The sequence below is a fragment of the Zongyangia sp. genome (genome assembly GCF_965361945.1).
The window spans coordinates 1-15,870 of record NZ_CBDTOK010000037.1; the positions used below are offsets into that span (position 1 = coordinate 1).

The following is a 15,870-nucleotide window of genomic DNA, read 5'->3' on the forward strand; positions in this document are numbered from 1 at the left end:
AGTTCATTTTTTATTCATAATAGTCTTGAGAAATAGGGTAGGTTATGTTATGATACAAACAACAAAGAAACGTGTCAAAATGTACACGTTCTTAAAGTAAATATGGAAGAAGGAGTGCTGAAAATGGAAACTGTTCAACAAAATGTATCGCAAAATACCCCCAATTTTTCTGCGCCGGTAGGCCAGCTCAAAACAAACCGAGGATTGGCAAAGTATATTCTTCTTGGAATAATTACTTTGGGAATCTACCCCATTGTGGTCATGTCCTCAATTTCCAGCGATATCAATATTATTGCCGGGCGCTATGATGGAAAGCGGACTATGCACTATTGCCTGCTTATCTTCCTGGTTAGTTGGCTTACCTTGGGTATCGGCGTGCTGGTCTGGTATCACAATTTATCCTCCCGCATTGGCAATGAGCTTCGCCGCAGAAATATTTCCTATCAGTTTGGGGCGGGCAGCTACTGGGGATGGTCCATCCTGGGCGCGCTCATCGTTGTAGGACCTTTTATTTATATTTATAAACTACTCAAAGCAATGAATCTTTTGTCGTCTCATTATAATGTCAATGGATGACTTATAACCGTAGATTACCTGCATGTACAATTCAATTGTATAACTTGGAGGAAGTACCATGGCATTTTGGGATAATCTAACACAAAAGGCTTCTCAAACCACGGCAAAGGCTGTGCAAAAAGCAAAGGATCTATCAGAGGTAGCAAAACTTAACTCCCTTATAACTACGGAAGAGGGGAAAATTAACAATACTTATTCCCAAATCGGGAAGCTATATATGTCCCTGCATTTACAAGATTACGAAGATGAGTTTTCTGGGATGATTAACTCCATCATCGAATCTGAACAAAAAATTCGGGACTATCAGCAGCAGATTCAAGATATCAAAGGAATACAAAAATGCCCAAATTGTGGCGCCGAGGTGGCATCTGGCTTGGCTTTCTGTGGCTCCTGTGGCGCTTCCATGCCCAAAGATCCGTCTGTTACCTCAAACGTTGATCTCGTCCAGTGTGAAAGCTGCGGTGCCATGATCAAAGGGGAAATGCAATTTTGCACCAACTGTGGTAAGCCCTTGCGCCAAGAGCCCAAGCATCCGCCGGCAGAATCCAGTCCCTATATCTCTGAATGTATCTGTCCCCATTGTGGCGCGAAATTAGAGGACGCTGTATCTTTCTGTACGGAGTGTGGCACAAAACTACGATAGTTTCCCCACAACCTTGGCAGTGTTCAACAATCTCCGAAGGGAAAGAAAGGGATCATCTCTTAATTATTCTTAACGTGAAATCGAGGAAGGGAAAAGATACGGATAAGTTTTGCGGGAAATGCGGCGCGCCCTTAAACGGCGGGAAATTCTGTCCGAATTGCGGGGCACAGGTGGAAGGTGCTCCTTCCCCTACGCCCGATAAGGCCGAGCGGCTCCTTGTCTCCACCCAATCCAGCCGCACTGCCCTGAAAAGCTTTCAGATTGTTTTTTTAACCCTTTACTATGTTATTGTGCTCATTCTCCTGCTGATGATTTTCACCCATTGGTCTGAATATATGATCAGAACGGGCCTGATCGGCTTGGATCTCTTCGACAGCATCGACATAGGACATTTCCTTGGTTTTGCCGTCATTCCTTTGCTTTTATGTCTGCCTATTGCGTCTATACGTTCTGTCATCGTCACCTTTTGTCAGGACAAGTCTTATTTAAATGTATATGAAAGCCACCTTGAAGGGGTAACAGCCTTATCCTATACAGAGGCCATGACAAAATTCCGGCTGCACTATCGTGAAATACTGAATGTGGCTGAGTCGGGACAGCACATTGTGATTTATACCTCCTATGCAACCTATGAAGTCCTGGCAAAGAATAACCGGGTGGAAGCACTCCGGGAAATATCCCGGAGATTACCCCATCGCCCTGAAGAACCTTCATCAGCGGCCAGCAATACCTACAACTGAAAATTTAGGAGGAAAAAATATGCCTTTTTGCGGAAAATGTGGCGCACCCTTAGACGGCGGGAAATTCTGCCCCAACTGCGGTGCAAAAACGGAATCTACACCACTGGTTGCCGGTGGCGCGGCGGCTATAAACTCACCTAAAAAGACCGGAGGGAAGCGCAGGATGGCTATCATAGCGGCCGTCATTGCAGCTATTGCCATTGCCGTCATCTTGGGAGCTTTTCTGCTTCCTGGAAGGAGCTATGAGTCCACTGTAGAAAAATTTGTGGACGCCCAATTCAGTGCCGACATGGAATCTGCTATTAACCTCATGCCTAAAAAGTTTATCGACTATCAGATGGAGCAGGACGGATATGATTCCGATGATTTTGACGAAGTGGTCGATGACCTCAACGGTCAGATTCAAGATCAATTGGACTCGTTCGACCAGCATCTAGGCGAAGGGTGGAAAATCTCCCATGAAATTGTCGATGCCGGGGAGATAGATCGTGAAGAATTAGAACGCACTAAAGACGCATATGCAGATATAGGGATCAAGGTATCTGCCGCGAAAACTGCGGAGGTAGAAATAACAATTACAGCGGATGAAACAGAGGTCAGTAACACATTGGAGATTCCTCTCGTCAAGGTAGGACGTTCCTGGTATCTGGATGGTATGCGTATTGGCAACCTTATTTAAATGTTGCTAATCCTCTGTGTCGAAGTTCATCACAGTAATATTTTGTCAAAAAATTCCGCAATATTACTACGAGTGATAGGAAGTAGCTGAATGTCATCTATCCCTGTCGATTTGTAAGGAGGAAAAAATATGCCTTTTTGTGGAAAATGTGGTGCACCCTTAAACGGGGAGGAAACCTGCCCCAACTGCGGTGCAAAAACGGAATCTACGCCACTGGTTGCCGGTGGCGCGGCGGCTATAAACTCACCTAAAAAGACCGGCCTTTGGAAAATCATCATAGCGGCGGCATTGATCATAGCCGTCATGGTATGGATTTTTACCAGTTGCTCTTCTACTGTCGACGTACCCTGCGATTGGTGCGGAAAGACTCCATCGGTGGCATATCAAACCAGTGACGGATCAGATGCTTATGTCTGCAAGGATTGTAGCAAGGTCTGCGCACTATGCGGTGAAAAAGCTACTAAACACTATGAAAATCTTTTAGGCATGGTGATCTTCGTCTGCAACGACTGCTATGGAATGGCAACAAACTAATTAAAGGAGTGCTTTAAGATGAAAAAAAAGAGTTTATTGCGCATATTAAGCGCGCTGCTTCTTATAACTTTATTATTAACCGGTTGTGGTCCGAAATCTCCTGATGAGTTAATTGTGGGGCGGTGGGTTTTTGAGGAAGATACGACCACAGGTTTTGAGTTTTTCTCAGACGGGGATGCGGTCGGATTTAACGGAGATGACACATATGAAGCGAATTGGAGTATTTCGGAAGATAGTTTGAAACTATCTAATCCTTATGGAGATGACATGCTATTAATGAATATCGAGGATCTGACGGAGGATCGTTTAGTTCTTTCTGCCGAAGGTCAAGAGCTTGTTTTATTGAAGGAATAATATTGAAAGGGGTAGATCGATATGCAAAAAACAAGGTTGGGTATTTCAGTAGGCATGCTGGGGGCCACAATCTACCTCAGCGGATTATTTGGAGGCTATGTAGCCATCCTGCTTCTGGCGGGTTATTCTCTTCTCTTTGAAGAAAATATCTGGCTGAAAAAAAGCGCTGTCAAGGCGGTTGCGTTGCTACTATTTTTCTCTTTTCTTTCCGTAATCATCCAGTTTATCCCCGACGTATTGGATCTTGCCCGAAATATCACCGCCATTTTTGACGACATGTTTGGAATGACGGCGTTGGATTACATCGTCTCCGCCATCGTTGGCATCATTGATATCGTGAAAAAAATCCTATTTCTCCTTCTTGGGATCAAGGCCCTAAGCCAGGGAACAGTTACCGTCCCCGTAGTAGACAATCTGATCAACAAATACATGGGATAATTCGAAGGGCAAAGAAGCTGCGGATGGTATGTCCATTCGCGGCTTCTTACGTTTTTATTCTGCTTAAAATTTATATATTTCCTGTACAAAATATGGTATACCTCGACAAGATCATTTCCGTCAGAACATGTGAAAGAGATAAAAAGGAGGGCTTTTTATGTATTGTCCCAACTGTGGTTCTAATGCAGCGGAAACAGACGTCTTTTGCGCCAATTGTGGCACACCTCTGGATCAGGCATCCAACTCAAGCCCAGAGTCAACCGTAACATCATCTACCTATGTGAATGCACCAGGTAATCCTCCTAGAGGAAATAAAACAAAACTCATAGTAGGAAGCGTCATCGTGGCTATTGTTATCATCGTTGCCACTATAATGATCCTACTATCGCAGCCTACAACCATCCACTTAGAAGATATGGTAACCATAGAATTTTCCGGATATAACACCGTTGGACAAGCTACCGCTTATCTAAATTCCGAGGAATTCGATCTGCGTCTCGCCAAGGCTCTGGGCAAGGGGAAATTTGACCTCACTTCTACAAATGCATATGCTATTTGTAGAAACGCTATTCAACTTTCCGTAGAACCTGCGAATGGACTTTCCAACGGTGACAAAGCTGTTGTCCGTATTTCTTATGACAATGAAGCCGTAAAAGAATATGACATCAAGTTCTCAGGAAAATCTGCTTCATTTACTGTGGAAGGATTGGCCAATCTGACAGAGATTGACCCATTCGAGGGGCTCAATGTTTCTTTTTCCGGATTTTCACCTGACGGACAGGTTGAATTTGAATATTCAGGTGACAACCCCTATGTTGGTTCTATTGGATTTGTCTGTGATAAGTCCTCTGGACTTAAGAACGGAGACGTTATAACCATATCTTTTCAAAAAGACAGCGAGTCTGCCGCTGTCCAAGATGGATACAAACTAGTCCAAGACTCAAAAAAATACACAGTAGATGGTTTGGATGAGTATGTGGACAGCTACAGTGATCTTCCCCAGGACTTTCTTGAAATGGCAAAACAAGAAGCTGAAGATCTCATCCAGTCCTATGTGGCCCAGTACTACAGCAAGCAGAGCAGCTTGGGACCTATCTCCTATGCCGGATATGTATTCAATACGGCAAAGCCTGGGAAGGACGCCGATTGCTATAACGAGTTTTACATCATCTATCGCGGGATGGTCTCCCATGTGGAACAGGAATTTCATGAAACCATGGTGTATTATCCTGTCCGTTTTGAAAATCTGCTGTCCTCTTCCGGAACCCTGGATTTTACAATGGATGACAGCATAGCTGGTAGTTCCCCCCTCTCCTACGGAAGCCTGGTAAACTCCAACTATACCGATGGATATGCCAATCCCCTGGTTGCCTACACCGAACTTATCACCTCTCGCCAGGACAATTATAACTGTACCGCTGGGGATGGCTTTGAAAAATACGCCTCTTACTCGCCAATTGCCGGCCTCACTGATATTGCGGACAGTGATTTACAGAATCTGGACAATCTTGCCATGGATTCCATCGCCGCCTACATTGCTGACAGCTATTCCGACACCTCTCACGCGTCTGAATTGTCATTGGTCGGCCAATATCTGCTCATCGCGAAATCACAAGGAAACGATTTCCGAAACAACAATCGATTAATTATCGTTTTTAGCGCTACCGTTTCCAGCAGCAACAATCGATTTGAACCCACCACCGTCTATTTCCCTGTCCAGTTTGAAGGGCTGGTCAACCTGCCCGGCGATGAATTCATTTATACAGAGGGCGGAGATATTTTAGGTGCCACCCAGTTTCCCCATAGTAGTTCCGTTACCAAAGGATATATCGATGGTGCTGAAATGTTCAGAGACCTCGTCACTGCCAATCGGACCGACTACACCTATGAAATTACAGAGGGGCTAAAAGCGTTCGGTGAGTAATGTAGGTAACGATTAACTATGATTGAGCACCGGTCACTTTCCTATCGCTGCCTGATGGGAAAAGAAGGGAGAAGTTGCAACATGGCAAAATTTTGCGGAAAATGCGGCTCTAGGCTAGACGTGGATACCGGTCTATGCCCACATTGCGGCCAAGAGAAACTGGAAACTACACAAGATCTTCCAAAAATTGAAGAGGAAGTATTCCAAGGAGGGAAAGATCATTCCCTGCCCACCGATGGGAAGCAATCTTCTTCCATCAACAATGAAAAAAAGCCTCATAGCCGTAGAAAGAAAGGATTTGCACTAAAAATATGCCTCACCTCGCTGGCGGTTGTTATCCTTCTTGGTGGCATTCTTTGTGCGCTTACATATTTTGATATGATCCGCGTTCCGTTCTTGTCGGACATCGTTGCTCCCTCCGCTTCCACTTCGGATGCGGGTGATTGGGAGGATATCCCGGAAACCGATACTGGTGGTATAACCTACTATCCCTCTGCCCCAGAGAATATAGTACAGGATCCGCAAACAGGGATCACCTTTGTCAACAACGAAATCCTGGTAGCCTTGGAATCAGAAGCGTATCGGAGCCAGCTGGAAGATACACTTCAACCCACTCAAGGGCAGATTGTGGGAGAAATCCCCCAGGTAGCTCAATATCAGGTTTTGCTGGATCGTGCATTGGGATACAATGAAATGGAAGACCTGGTCGCCTATTTGGAGTCTTTTGACTGGGTGGTTTACGCTTCCCCTAACTACGCTATGGAGACGGATGTTCAATTCATCCCCAACGACAAAGAATGGAAAAATGAGTGGGAGGACGTACCAGACGGCACCAATTGGGGATTGGAGGCCATCGATGCCCCTGGAGCCTGGGAATATCGGGAGCAGATGGAAACAGTGAACGTCGGCGTGTTCGACAACATGTTCTTGGGTAATCCTGATCTCACCTTCGCCGAAACGCCTTTGGGCCATGCAGAACTGCAGCAGGAATGGGATCAAAATCCAGATACAATGGAGCTTGACAGCCATGGCACCCATGTGTCGGGAACCATTGCAGCCGGGTTTGACAACAAAACCGGCATCTCAGGAATTCTGCCCAGCGCCAACCTGTATGGCGTGTCGTCCCAAGGTTTATGGGTAGAAGGACTTGGCACTCTGCAATGCCATAATGTTGCCTTTGCCTATTTGATCGATATTAAACAATGCTCTGTGGTCAATATGAGTTTGGGAGATGATTTTCTGTCCTTTAATGCCGCCAGAGAGGCGGAAGAGGATGGGGACGGCCCCGCTACCCAGGCATTACAAAAGCTCTCCAGCGCCGTGGGGAACTTTTTGCAGCTGCTCATTGACAGAGGACACCAGTTTGTTATCTGTAAATCTGCTGGTAATCAAAACGACCCAAACACCCAAGAGCCCAGCTATCAATACTTCCGCAAGGATGAGGACGACAATATCAACCCCTATGATTATATCTGCTATGGGGATTATCTGGATTATCTTGCAGGAAATGGAGGGCCGGACGGGGAAGAAAAATTCGGACGGTACCGAACCCGGGAAGCGGAAATCGCCGAGCGGCTGGTCAGCGGCAATCTAGATGCAGAATTTGATATTCTCGGCGCCATCCAAAACCCGGAGGTGGCCGACCGCATCATTATGGTGGGAGCTGTTGAAACCAAGGGCACCCACAAAGCGGGCGGTTTCTTTGGGATCGGCGCTACTAAGGTCCATGACGGCTATGAGATCACTCCCTACAGCCAGTGCGGAGAACGGGTGGATATCCTGGCCCCGGGAGGAGATAGTGACAGCGAAAAGATCTACAGCACTATCCAGGAACGCCAAAGGTTTGGATATAAATGGTATGGCGGGAAGGCTGGCACCTCCATGGCCTCTCCTCACGTGGCGGGGGGGGCCGCCATGGTCTTTGCTGTTAACCCAAATTTGCGCGGCGAGGATGTAAAACGGATTATCGTTGATTCTGCGGTAGGCAGCTACGGAGAGGAAGGCTATGGACTTCTCAACGCTAAAAACGCCGTGGAAATGGCTCTCGACTATAAACCTAAAGCGGAAGCGCAAAGCCGTACACTGACCAAAGAAGACTTGATCGGCTGCTATTGGGAACAGACCGTGCAGAGCCATGTGGCTTATCGTTTTTTGGAAAATGGTATTATGGAGGAATACTTTCTCGATCCCGATGTGGCCGTCACAGATGAAACAGTAGAGTTTTACCAATCTTACCAATATGAAGTGAAGGACAACCAGCTTTTCATCTACTGGGAGGAAGACTCACAATCCCCCACCAAGCTAGAGTTCGTCTACAAAACCGACGACATTCAGTGGGACAGCGGGCTCAAAAACCAGTTGGATATTATTCCTGACGGCGAAGCCTTCCTCTACTCAACTGAGTGGGAGCCTGGTGAAGGTGTTATGCGCGGCAACGCATTTTATCTCATCAAATGCATGGAAAGCCCCCATTCCGATTTGGTCGGCATCTATGAAACGACATTTGGAACCCGGCGGAGCGATTTTGTTCAGGGACCTGTCCCCGGAAAGCAAATGATTACCGTAGAACGGGTATACGGCAATCAAATTACCTTCCGATACGGGGAGTACCCGGAGGATCAGCCTTACTACCAGACAAAGCCTGTCACGGTGGAGTGGGCAGAGGGTGAAATTCCCTTTACCCTTACCGATGAAAACGGCAGCCTCTATGAAGGCGCTATTACTTTCCACGGCACACAGTCCCTTGATTTAGAATTCGAACTGGTTGACAATCCAGGCGATTGGCAAGGTTATATCACTAATTGCTGGGCAACTCTGCAAAAGATCTGGCCGGAAATCCCTGCTGCTGAAAAAGATGGTTCAACCGTCTCTTTCTCCCCTGCGCAACTAGAAGAATTGGCGCAACGACTAGGGGTACCAGAAGATTTAGACGTGGAAATCCGCCAATCAGAGCCATATTACTGGGATACTGGAGAAAGATGGCTGATTCAGGTGGATGTATATGAAAGGGGGAAGATAATCGCCGGTTCTGAATTTGATGTTTTCACTTTGGAGGCGGTTGGCGGTATCCTTATGTATGATCCGAGCCTTAGACCGTCCCAATCTTCTGGTGGGACAACCCCAGACGAGCTCATTCTTGGGCAATGGGGATATAATGGACGCTTGGTATTTGATTTTATGGGGGGAAATTTAGCGATTATTTATGGAGAAAATGAAGGCGAAATGATGCAGATGTACTATAACATTTCCGGCTCCAACATGTTTATGCGCCCATGGTTCCAGTCGGACTACGCCTCAGATACTGTCAATCCAGGTGTTGTCAATGAGGCTGTCTTCCAAATTGAATTTCCTGACCAAGATCATCTAGTGCTGCGCCATGAGGACAACGCTGAAACCCTGACCCGGATGTCTTCGTAATGGCTAAGCAAAAGAAGTATCCGTTAAAGGAGGAAAAACATGGCAAAATTTTGCGGAAAATGCGGCTCTAGGCTAGACGTGAATACCGGTCTATGCCCACATTGCGACCGGGAGAAACCGGAAACTGCACAAGGCTTTCAGGAAGTATTCGCGGCAGGGAAAGATCATTCCCTCCCCATCGATGGGAAGCGATCTTCTTCCACCGGCGATGGAAAAAAGCCTCATAGCCGTAGGAAGAAATGGTTAGCACTAAAAATATGCCTCATCTTGCTGGCAGTTGTTATCCTTCTTGGTAGCATTCTTTGCGCGCTTACATATTTTGACATGATCCGCATCCCTCTCCTGTCGGGTTTTCTCCACTCTGCCACAGATGATGCGGTTGAATCTTCCCTTTACAGTGTCCTTTCTGGTGATGATTCCGTCGCCATTGTAGATGCGCAAGGGCAGCCTGTGGATTCACTAACAGGGGGCATTATGTCCCAAAAAATGTTTGAGTCCATCTCTTATTCTATCGTAAAGACGGCACAGAAGGATAATATACTGACCGCTACCGTTGCATTTATAGTTCCAGACGCCCTTGCTTTGGTAGACGAGTATGGTGGCTTGGATTCGCCTGCGGATGATTTTTCCACGTGGCTGGTCAATCGGCTTGATGGTAACTTTCCTACAGTTAAAATGACTGTTCCTGTACAGTTTATGGTACAGGATGATGGGTTGGTTCTGATAGCTGATGAAGAACTTCTTAATGTTTTGACTGGCGGGGCATTGCAGTATTATGTGGAACAGCAAAAAAGCGCATATGAAAAAGTAATGGAGGGTATCGCAGAATGAAAAAATATTTATCCTTCTTGCTAAGCTTGATTTTGATTATTCTGCTGGCAAATCCCACTGCCCTAGCCAATGAAGAAGAAAAAATTGTCCAAATTCCATGTCAGTATATCGTGGGCAACACCGTGGCAGAAACCACGATTCAAGGAGTTATTGCTGGAGACGGCAATCTTTATGTAGCTCCTGAAGAGGTGGAAAAGGTTACCGGGCATTATTTTTCTCCGGAGGAAAATGTATTCGTCTCTCGAAACGCCTATTCAGGATATCCGACCCTCTACCGGCTAGACGTGGATGCTGGATGTTTATACGACCATGATTCTCCTTTTTATCCAAATCAGACTTGGAACATCCCCCTGCGAACTTCGAGCGACGGTTCCATTTCCCTATCGTTAAGCCACATACTCACGGCGATGAACGCAGAAATGCTGATAGAGCCCTCTGGGGAAATCCCACTCTCGATTTACCGTCCATTCACAATATTCGATGCAAAATACATGCTGCTCAATGACAACTACTTCTTTACGTGGACAGAGGTGGATGAAACTGCCACGCAGCAGGATATTGCTTTGCTTCATAACCTAAGCTCTATCATTTCCCTGATTATGGACTATAACAGCCACTTTGTGAGTGACATAGCATTTGCCTGGTGGTCCGAGGATGTTTTAAACGCCAATGAACATCAATATCTAGACGCACTTGTGGAGATTATGACCTGCTTCTCTCAAATCGACCCCAATATCACAGATTCTCTTGATTATCAGACACTGACCTTACAGGGCGAAGTATTTGGCCTTACTCATGATATGATGAAATTATTGGGAATCGATGATGATGCTCTTAAGCTGCTAGGCTTTTCTTCAAACTTTACTGGGATAGGCACTGGCATTATCGAACAGGTGAGCCAATATCAAATCTATCAGCAAATCAGTGAATCGCAAAAAGACCTTTTAGAGTCTACTTTTTTAAGTGATAGGGAGAATAGCGTATTTCAAGACGAAAAGTTAAAAATTATTAAAAACGCAGCACAGCACCTCCAAACTTTATTGGATGACAGCACTTTAGGGACAGCTACCGCTGTTTACGACGGGATCGTTGAGATTGGCTCTGACGTTGTCCAGGGTATGTCACCCCTGGGTCTGATGGACGTCGCTTCTTTTATTATGTCTATCCTCCCCGGTACCTCTCAGGCATTGGATCTCAATGAAACCATCACACGAGCAACCTGCTGTTCTATGCTGCAATCGTTTGCTCAGGAGGAATATGCTAGGATCAATGATGAAATCCGGGAAAATGGACTATCAGAAGACCTACTGCGCGAAAACAAAGAAACTTTGTTATTCGCCCTACAATCGTCCTATGCCATCCGGAATTTGTTGATTCAAAACAATGTTTTCTCATCAGATGTCACACAGCAACTGAAGCAGAATAATTCCGACACCTTGGAATTCATTCTTTTTTTACAGTCCTGTTCTACAAAGGTTGTTACTGAAAATAAATATGACTGGAATGAATACGCCGAAAAATCGCAAAACACGGTTGAAGGAGGCAGCTCTGGTTCGTCAATTGATCCAGGAGCCTACGAAAAGTATTTATCCGCAGTTACAAAAACAACTGCCTCTGGCTCATGGTCTGAGCAGCTTTCACTTGAGGCTGAAATGTCGATCTCCGCTGAGGGTGAAAGCGCAAATATTCAGGTCAGCTTGCATTCAGATTCAACCGTCTCCAATTATAAAAAAGACGACCTATCTCAGGTTGAGATATCCAGTATCTCCGATATGCAAATCATGGGTCAGAATTTCGTTTGGACTACAGAATATAGAGATGGCGTCGCTCATATTCAGTATACAGAACCGTCCCGGTCACAACAAAGCATGGAAATTCCTCCTGATCTCTTTAATTTTGATTCTATATCGCGTGAATCTATCATGAACCAAGAAATCTTGGGAAAACAAATACGGTTTACGGTTTCTGGACAGGAATTTACAGGAACAGGTTTTTCCACAGGCCAAATCAGCGGCATGAATAACCTGGAGTATGAAGATGTAGACGTGATCGTTACACTTCACGATTCTGGAAGTGTCGACCAAATTATCATGGAATTTGGTGCGTCGATGGAATATATGGGATATGACGCCACCGCTACGTATCAGATACGCTATTCTTTCTCTAGTCCTATCACTGAAACAGCTGGTCCCCTTGATTATGACACTGCTACACAAATCATCCTGGATTATTACAATCAACTACATACGGATGATGGAAACTATATCATTGTAGACGAAGAAACTCTAGAGTATGACGACCGTTATGTCGTCACCATTCGGTATCAAATGAGTGACAAGGAGGTGGAGGAACGACTGAGCAAAGGCCTGCATGTTGAACCCAATACCCTAACCAGTATGATCACCATTGAAAAAGAAACCGGCAGAATTTATGGAGACAGTATTTATGGCGAAAGTATAGTTATCCGATAAGCTATTATGGTTTATCGTCATCACTAACTCTTACTTTTTATTCTTCTCCCTTCTCACCGGCCGCCATCCCTGCGGATAAAATACGAGGGATGGCGGCCGGCTCATTTTTTCTTTTTCATCAATTTCCTCCGGTAAAATTCTGGCCTGACCATCTGTCGTAAAAAGCCACGGCATCTTTCCTCAAACAAACCTGTGCAGTAGAATGGTCTCTCTCCTCCCCGAAAAAAACAGCGGATTGCCGCCAACGAGGGCATAAGGCCCCTGTCTCCGCGCATATATATGTCACAAGATATCGTTTCACGAGGGAGGGAAATGTTTTGAAGGGTCTACCGGAAGAACGGGCAGTTTCACTTGCGGCCTATATTATCGAAAACAATGCGACGGTGAGAAAAGCGGCCACTGTTTTCCATATATCGAAAAGTACGGTACATAAAGATGTGTCAGAACGTTTAAAAAAACTCAATCCCCAGCTGTATGTCCAGGTCAAAAAGGTGCTGGATATCAACAAGCAGGAACGCCATATCCGAGGCGGCATGGCCACCCGCCGCAAATATCTTCTGTATAAAAGCGCCCACGACGAGAAAAACGCCGTAAAATAAGAAACGATTCACTCCCCTGAAATAAAAGGCCCGGGATACAGATCCCGGGCCTTTTTATAGAACTTCTTTCCTTCCCCACAATAGGAATGGGCCCTGATTTTTCAGGGCCCATTCCTAGCCTTCTGGCTAAAGGGAGAAATAAATACGTCCTATTTTATATGGCATTCTCTCGATTATAGCAGCTGCAGGCCATAGCGGCACTCCTGTCCCACATGATAAAAGCTGCCCAAATGATTGACAACGGCCTCTGTGGCCCGCTTTTCATCCCTGGCGACCAGAGCGTCCACAATCTCTTCATGAACACTTAAATCACACCGGTCATCCGCCTTTCCGGATACAATCAGCAGCCGGCTCTTTAGATACAGTTCCTGCTGGAATTTGTAAAGGATAGGGTTTTTCCCAATCTCGGACAGGTACAGATGAAACTGGGCGTCCTGCTTGGCCCGCATGTACAGGTCATCCATCTTTTCATAACACTGGCATTCCTTTGCCAGCTCGCGCAACCAGTCAAATTCTGCATTGCTGCCGTGATAGATGGCCAGCTGAACCGCCAGAATTTCCTGGTTGAGGCGGACGACCCCCAGATGGTGCATATCCTCTTCGCTGAAAGAGACAACCTCGGCAAAGCGCTTGGGATAGATGGTGATCAGCCCCTCCGCCGCCAGCCGCCGTAAGGCCTCCCGGATCGGGGTGCGGCTCATACCCAGCTGGGCTGCAATTTTGTCCTCGGGGATTCTTTCCCCGCAGACCAGCTCATAATGGAGGATCATTTCAAGGATGGTGTCGTAAACTGTGTCGCTGAGGCTTTTTCTCTTCCCATTCATCGCGTGTTCCCTTTCCTCGGCAGGTTAGATCTCTGGGAAGTATTTTGCCCCCGGCTCTGTGGTCCAGGCGTATTCAGGAACTACGGTGGTTACAATATCCTTATCGTCCTGCAGACGGATGACCCACAGATAGTATTCCGCATAGCCCGGCGCCACGCACTGGGAATGGGTCTTTTCATCCGGCATACCGGTCAGGTCATTGTGTTTAATCTTATAAGCTTCATCCCCAAACTCGCCGAAACCATAGCCATTCTCAGGCAGGAATTTGTAGAAGTAGATCTCCGGCTCTACATGGCTGTGGGGCGGGAAGCTGGACCATTTTCCGGGGAAGTTGACCACTTCACCGATAAAGAAGTTGGTCTCGGGGCAGGTGGAACGATCAAAGAAGGTCCGGACAATCCGGGTGGAAGCTTCACCCAAGGTTCCCTTCCCCCGCTCTTCCGACGGGCACAGGCAGTCGGCGGCACGGTATAGTTTCGGAGCAAAATGGCGTTTGTTGGTGGTGCGCTGAATGGACAACTCCGCGTGGTCGGACAGGCAGGTGATCTTCACCGGGGTGTTTTCCGGCACGTGGAGAAGGATAGGATCATTGTGGAAGCAGTCCGGCCGATCCGCCGTCTCCTTTTTGCCCTCAAACTCAAAGGTAATGACGCCGTTTGTCAGGGTATAAACTACCTCTTTGGGCTCGTTGTATTCTACAACATCTCCCTGATCCATGCACAGGACGCCAAAGTCCATACCCATATCCTTGTTGACTTCTTCTTTGACAATGGCATTATAGCCCTTCTGGAAAGGACCCTTCTGAGAAATTTTCATCGCTCGCGCCTCTTTCTATGTATTTCACTGTTTCTGGGACTCACCGCCCCTTTTTCTGTCCTCAGCATAGCACTACATTGTATTTTTGTCAATAAAATTGTATACAATTTTATTGACAAAAATACAATAAATCTCATCAATAAAAAAGAGCCACTTGCTAAGCGGCTCTTTCTTTCCATCTGTCAGTCCTGGAGCTTGTCCATGCTTACTAAGGGGTCAACCCATTCCCCGTCCTGCTTTAGGCCGAAGTGGAGATGGGATTCCAGCGCCACCTCGGTCAAAGGGCTTTCTCCCACATATCCGACCAGCTGGCCGATCTCCACTGCCTGGCCTTCCTTGAGGGACACATCCTCCGCCAGACCCGCATAGTAGCTTTCATAGCCTCCGGCATGGGAAATGGATACGGTTTTTCCCCACAGAGGATCATCGATGACCGATTCCACTGTACCTTCGGCCACCGCCTTTACCGGTGTTCCTGCCGCCGCAGCCATGTCGATGCCGTCGTGGGTGCGCCAGTCTCCCAGGGTCTGGTTCTTTACCAGCTCCCCGGCGCTGTATTTAGTGATCACGTCCCCAGAGAGAGGCAGCATAAACTGCACCTCTTGCTGTGTTGGCGATAACACCTGTTGTTCGGAGGGCTCGGACTGCCCGGATGACGGCTGCTGCTGCGTAGACGAGGATGAGGAGGTTGACTCCTGCGTGGAGGGCCGTGATGATATTTCCACATCGCTCTGCTCCTCGTTTGTTTCCTCTAATTCTGGAAATCCCCAATCTTCATTCACCTCACTGCTCTCTTGCGGTACTGCAATACTTTGCCCCTCGTCCAGCCCTTTCAGGGATGAATCGATGGCTACCCAAGATGCCGCTCCCGCTCCTACCAGACAAACGGCCAGGGCAATATAAAAGCCTTTGCCGGATAAAAATTTCTTCATCTTGGAATCTTTACCTGAAAAACGTGTTTCTGCCATTGCAAATGACACCTCCATGTTGATTCTTTCAGCCAAATCTGTTTTGCCACAACCTT

16 protein-coding genes are annotated in these 15,870 nt (G+C 46.7%); 12 read left to right on the forward strand and 4 right to left on the reverse strand.

Annotated features, from left to right (window positions below; all coding sequences use genetic code 11):
• Window positions 1–123 precede the first annotated feature (123 nt).
• The 3 genes from ACZ25G_RS02120 (at window position 124) to ACZ25G_RS02130 (ending at window position 1,959) form a co-directional block, all read left to right on the forward strand.
• Complete coding sequence (locus ACZ25G_RS02120; protein ID WP_463681381.1) at window positions 124–576, forward strand: DUF4234 domain-containing protein; 453 nt, start codon at window positions 124–126, stop codon at window positions 574–576.
• A gap of 58 nt (window positions 577–634) precedes the next feature.
• On the forward strand, window positions 635–1,219 hold the full coding sequence (locus ACZ25G_RS02125; RefSeq protein WP_463681382.1) for a zinc ribbon domain-containing protein: 585 nt from the start codon (window positions 635–637) through the stop codon (window positions 1,217–1,219).
• A 74-nt stretch (window positions 1,220–1,293) separates the two neighbouring features.
• The gene (locus ACZ25G_RS02130; protein ID WP_463681383.1) at window positions 1,294–1,959 is read left to right on the forward strand and encodes a hypothetical protein; all 666 of its coding nucleotides are present in this window, start codon (window positions 1,294–1,296) and stop codon (window positions 1,957–1,959) included.
• Here the strand turns inward: ACZ25G_RS02130 and ACZ25G_RS02135 are convergent.
• A complete protein-coding gene (locus ACZ25G_RS02135) occupies window positions 1,933–2,133 on the reverse strand; it encodes a hypothetical protein (RefSeq protein ID WP_463681384.1) in 201 nt (66 codons plus the stop codon). The two genes, ACZ25G_RS02130 and ACZ25G_RS02135, sit on opposite strands and share 27 nt — an antisense overlap.
• On the opposite strand from ACZ25G_RS02135, the gene ACZ25G_RS02140 reads away from it, so the two are divergent.
• The 9 genes from ACZ25G_RS02140 (at window position 2,123) to ACZ25G_RS02180 (ending at window position 13,206) form a co-directional block, all read left to right on the forward strand.
• Entirely contained in the window at window positions 2,123–2,638 is a 516-nt protein-coding gene (locus ACZ25G_RS02140) for a hypothetical protein (RefSeq protein ID WP_463681385.1), read from the forward strand. The two genes, ACZ25G_RS02135 and ACZ25G_RS02140, sit on opposite strands and share 11 nt — an antisense overlap.
• 129 nt (window positions 2,639–2,767) lie before the next feature.
• Window positions 2,768–3,172, forward strand: coding sequence for a hypothetical protein (locus ACZ25G_RS02145; RefSeq protein ID WP_342680598.1), 405 nt, complete (start codon window positions 2,768–2,770; stop codon window positions 3,170–3,172).
• An 18-nt stretch (window positions 3,173–3,190) separates the two neighbouring features.
• The gene (locus tag ACZ25G_RS02150) at window positions 3,191–3,526 is read left to right on the forward strand and encodes a lipocalin-like domain-containing protein (RefSeq protein ID WP_342680599.1); all 336 of its coding nucleotides are present in this window, start codon (window positions 3,191–3,193) and stop codon (window positions 3,524–3,526) included.
• Window positions 3,527–3,547: 21 nt separating this feature from the next.
• Window positions 3,548–3,964 (forward strand): hypothetical protein, encoded by a 417-nt coding sequence (locus ACZ25G_RS02155; protein WP_342680600.1) that lies wholly within the window; start codon window positions 3,548–3,550, stop codon window positions 3,962–3,964.
• Window positions 3,965–4,121: 157 nt separating this feature from the next.
• Complete coding sequence (locus ACZ25G_RS02160) at window positions 4,122–5,888, forward strand: zinc ribbon domain-containing protein (protein ID WP_342680601.1); 1,767 nt, start codon at window positions 4,122–4,124, stop codon at window positions 5,886–5,888.
• An 81-nt stretch (window positions 5,889–5,969) separates the two neighbouring features.
• Window positions 5,970–9,305, forward strand: coding sequence for a S8 family peptidase (locus ACZ25G_RS02165; protein ID WP_463681386.1), 3,336 nt, complete (start codon window positions 5,970–5,972; stop codon window positions 9,303–9,305).
• A 39-nt stretch (window positions 9,306–9,344) separates the two neighbouring features.
• Window positions 9,345–10,136, forward strand: a complete 792-nt coding sequence (locus tag ACZ25G_RS02170; protein ID WP_463681387.1) for a hypothetical protein — start codon at window positions 9,345–9,347, stop codon at window positions 10,134–10,136.
• Window positions 10,133–12,607: a hypothetical protein gene (locus tag ACZ25G_RS02175; RefSeq protein ID WP_463681388.1), complete on the forward strand. Its 2,475-nt coding sequence runs from the start codon at window positions 10,133–10,135 to the stop codon at window positions 12,605–12,607. Before ACZ25G_RS02170 ends, ACZ25G_RS02175 begins: the two co-directional genes overlap by 4 nt.
• A 317-nt stretch (window positions 12,608–12,924) precedes the next feature.
• On the forward strand, window positions 12,925–13,206 hold the full coding sequence (locus tag ACZ25G_RS02180; RefSeq protein ID WP_191482105.1) for a sporulation transcriptional regulator SpoIIID: 282 nt from the start codon (window positions 12,925–12,927) through the stop codon (window positions 13,204–13,206).
• Window positions 13,207–13,379: 173 nt separating this feature from the next.
• Here the strand turns inward: ACZ25G_RS02180 and ACZ25G_RS02185 are convergent, their stop codons facing one another.
• The 3 genes from ACZ25G_RS02185 to ACZ25G_RS02195 all read right to left on the reverse strand — a co-directional run bounded on the left by ACZ25G_RS02185 (window position 13,380) and on the right by ACZ25G_RS02195 (window position 15,814).
• Window positions 13,380–14,030: a GntR family transcriptional regulator gene (locus ACZ25G_RS02185; protein WP_191482104.1), complete on the reverse strand. Its 651-nt coding sequence runs from the start codon at window positions 14,028–14,030 to the stop codon at window positions 13,380–13,382.
• 24 nt (window positions 14,031–14,054) lie between these two features.
• Window positions 14,055–14,846 (reverse strand): 5-deoxy-glucuronate isomerase, encoded by a 792-nt coding sequence (locus tag ACZ25G_RS02190; protein WP_191482103.1) that lies wholly within the window; start codon window positions 14,844–14,846, stop codon window positions 14,055–14,057.
• A gap of 182 nt (window positions 14,847–15,028) precedes the next feature.
• Window positions 15,029–15,814 carry a peptidoglycan DD-metalloendopeptidase family protein gene (locus tag ACZ25G_RS02195; protein WP_191482102.1) on the reverse strand — a complete coding sequence of 262 codons (786 nt, stop codon included), beginning with the start codon at window positions 15,812–15,814 and terminating at the stop codon, window positions 15,029–15,031.
• Window positions 15,815–15,870 lie beyond the last annotated feature (56 nt).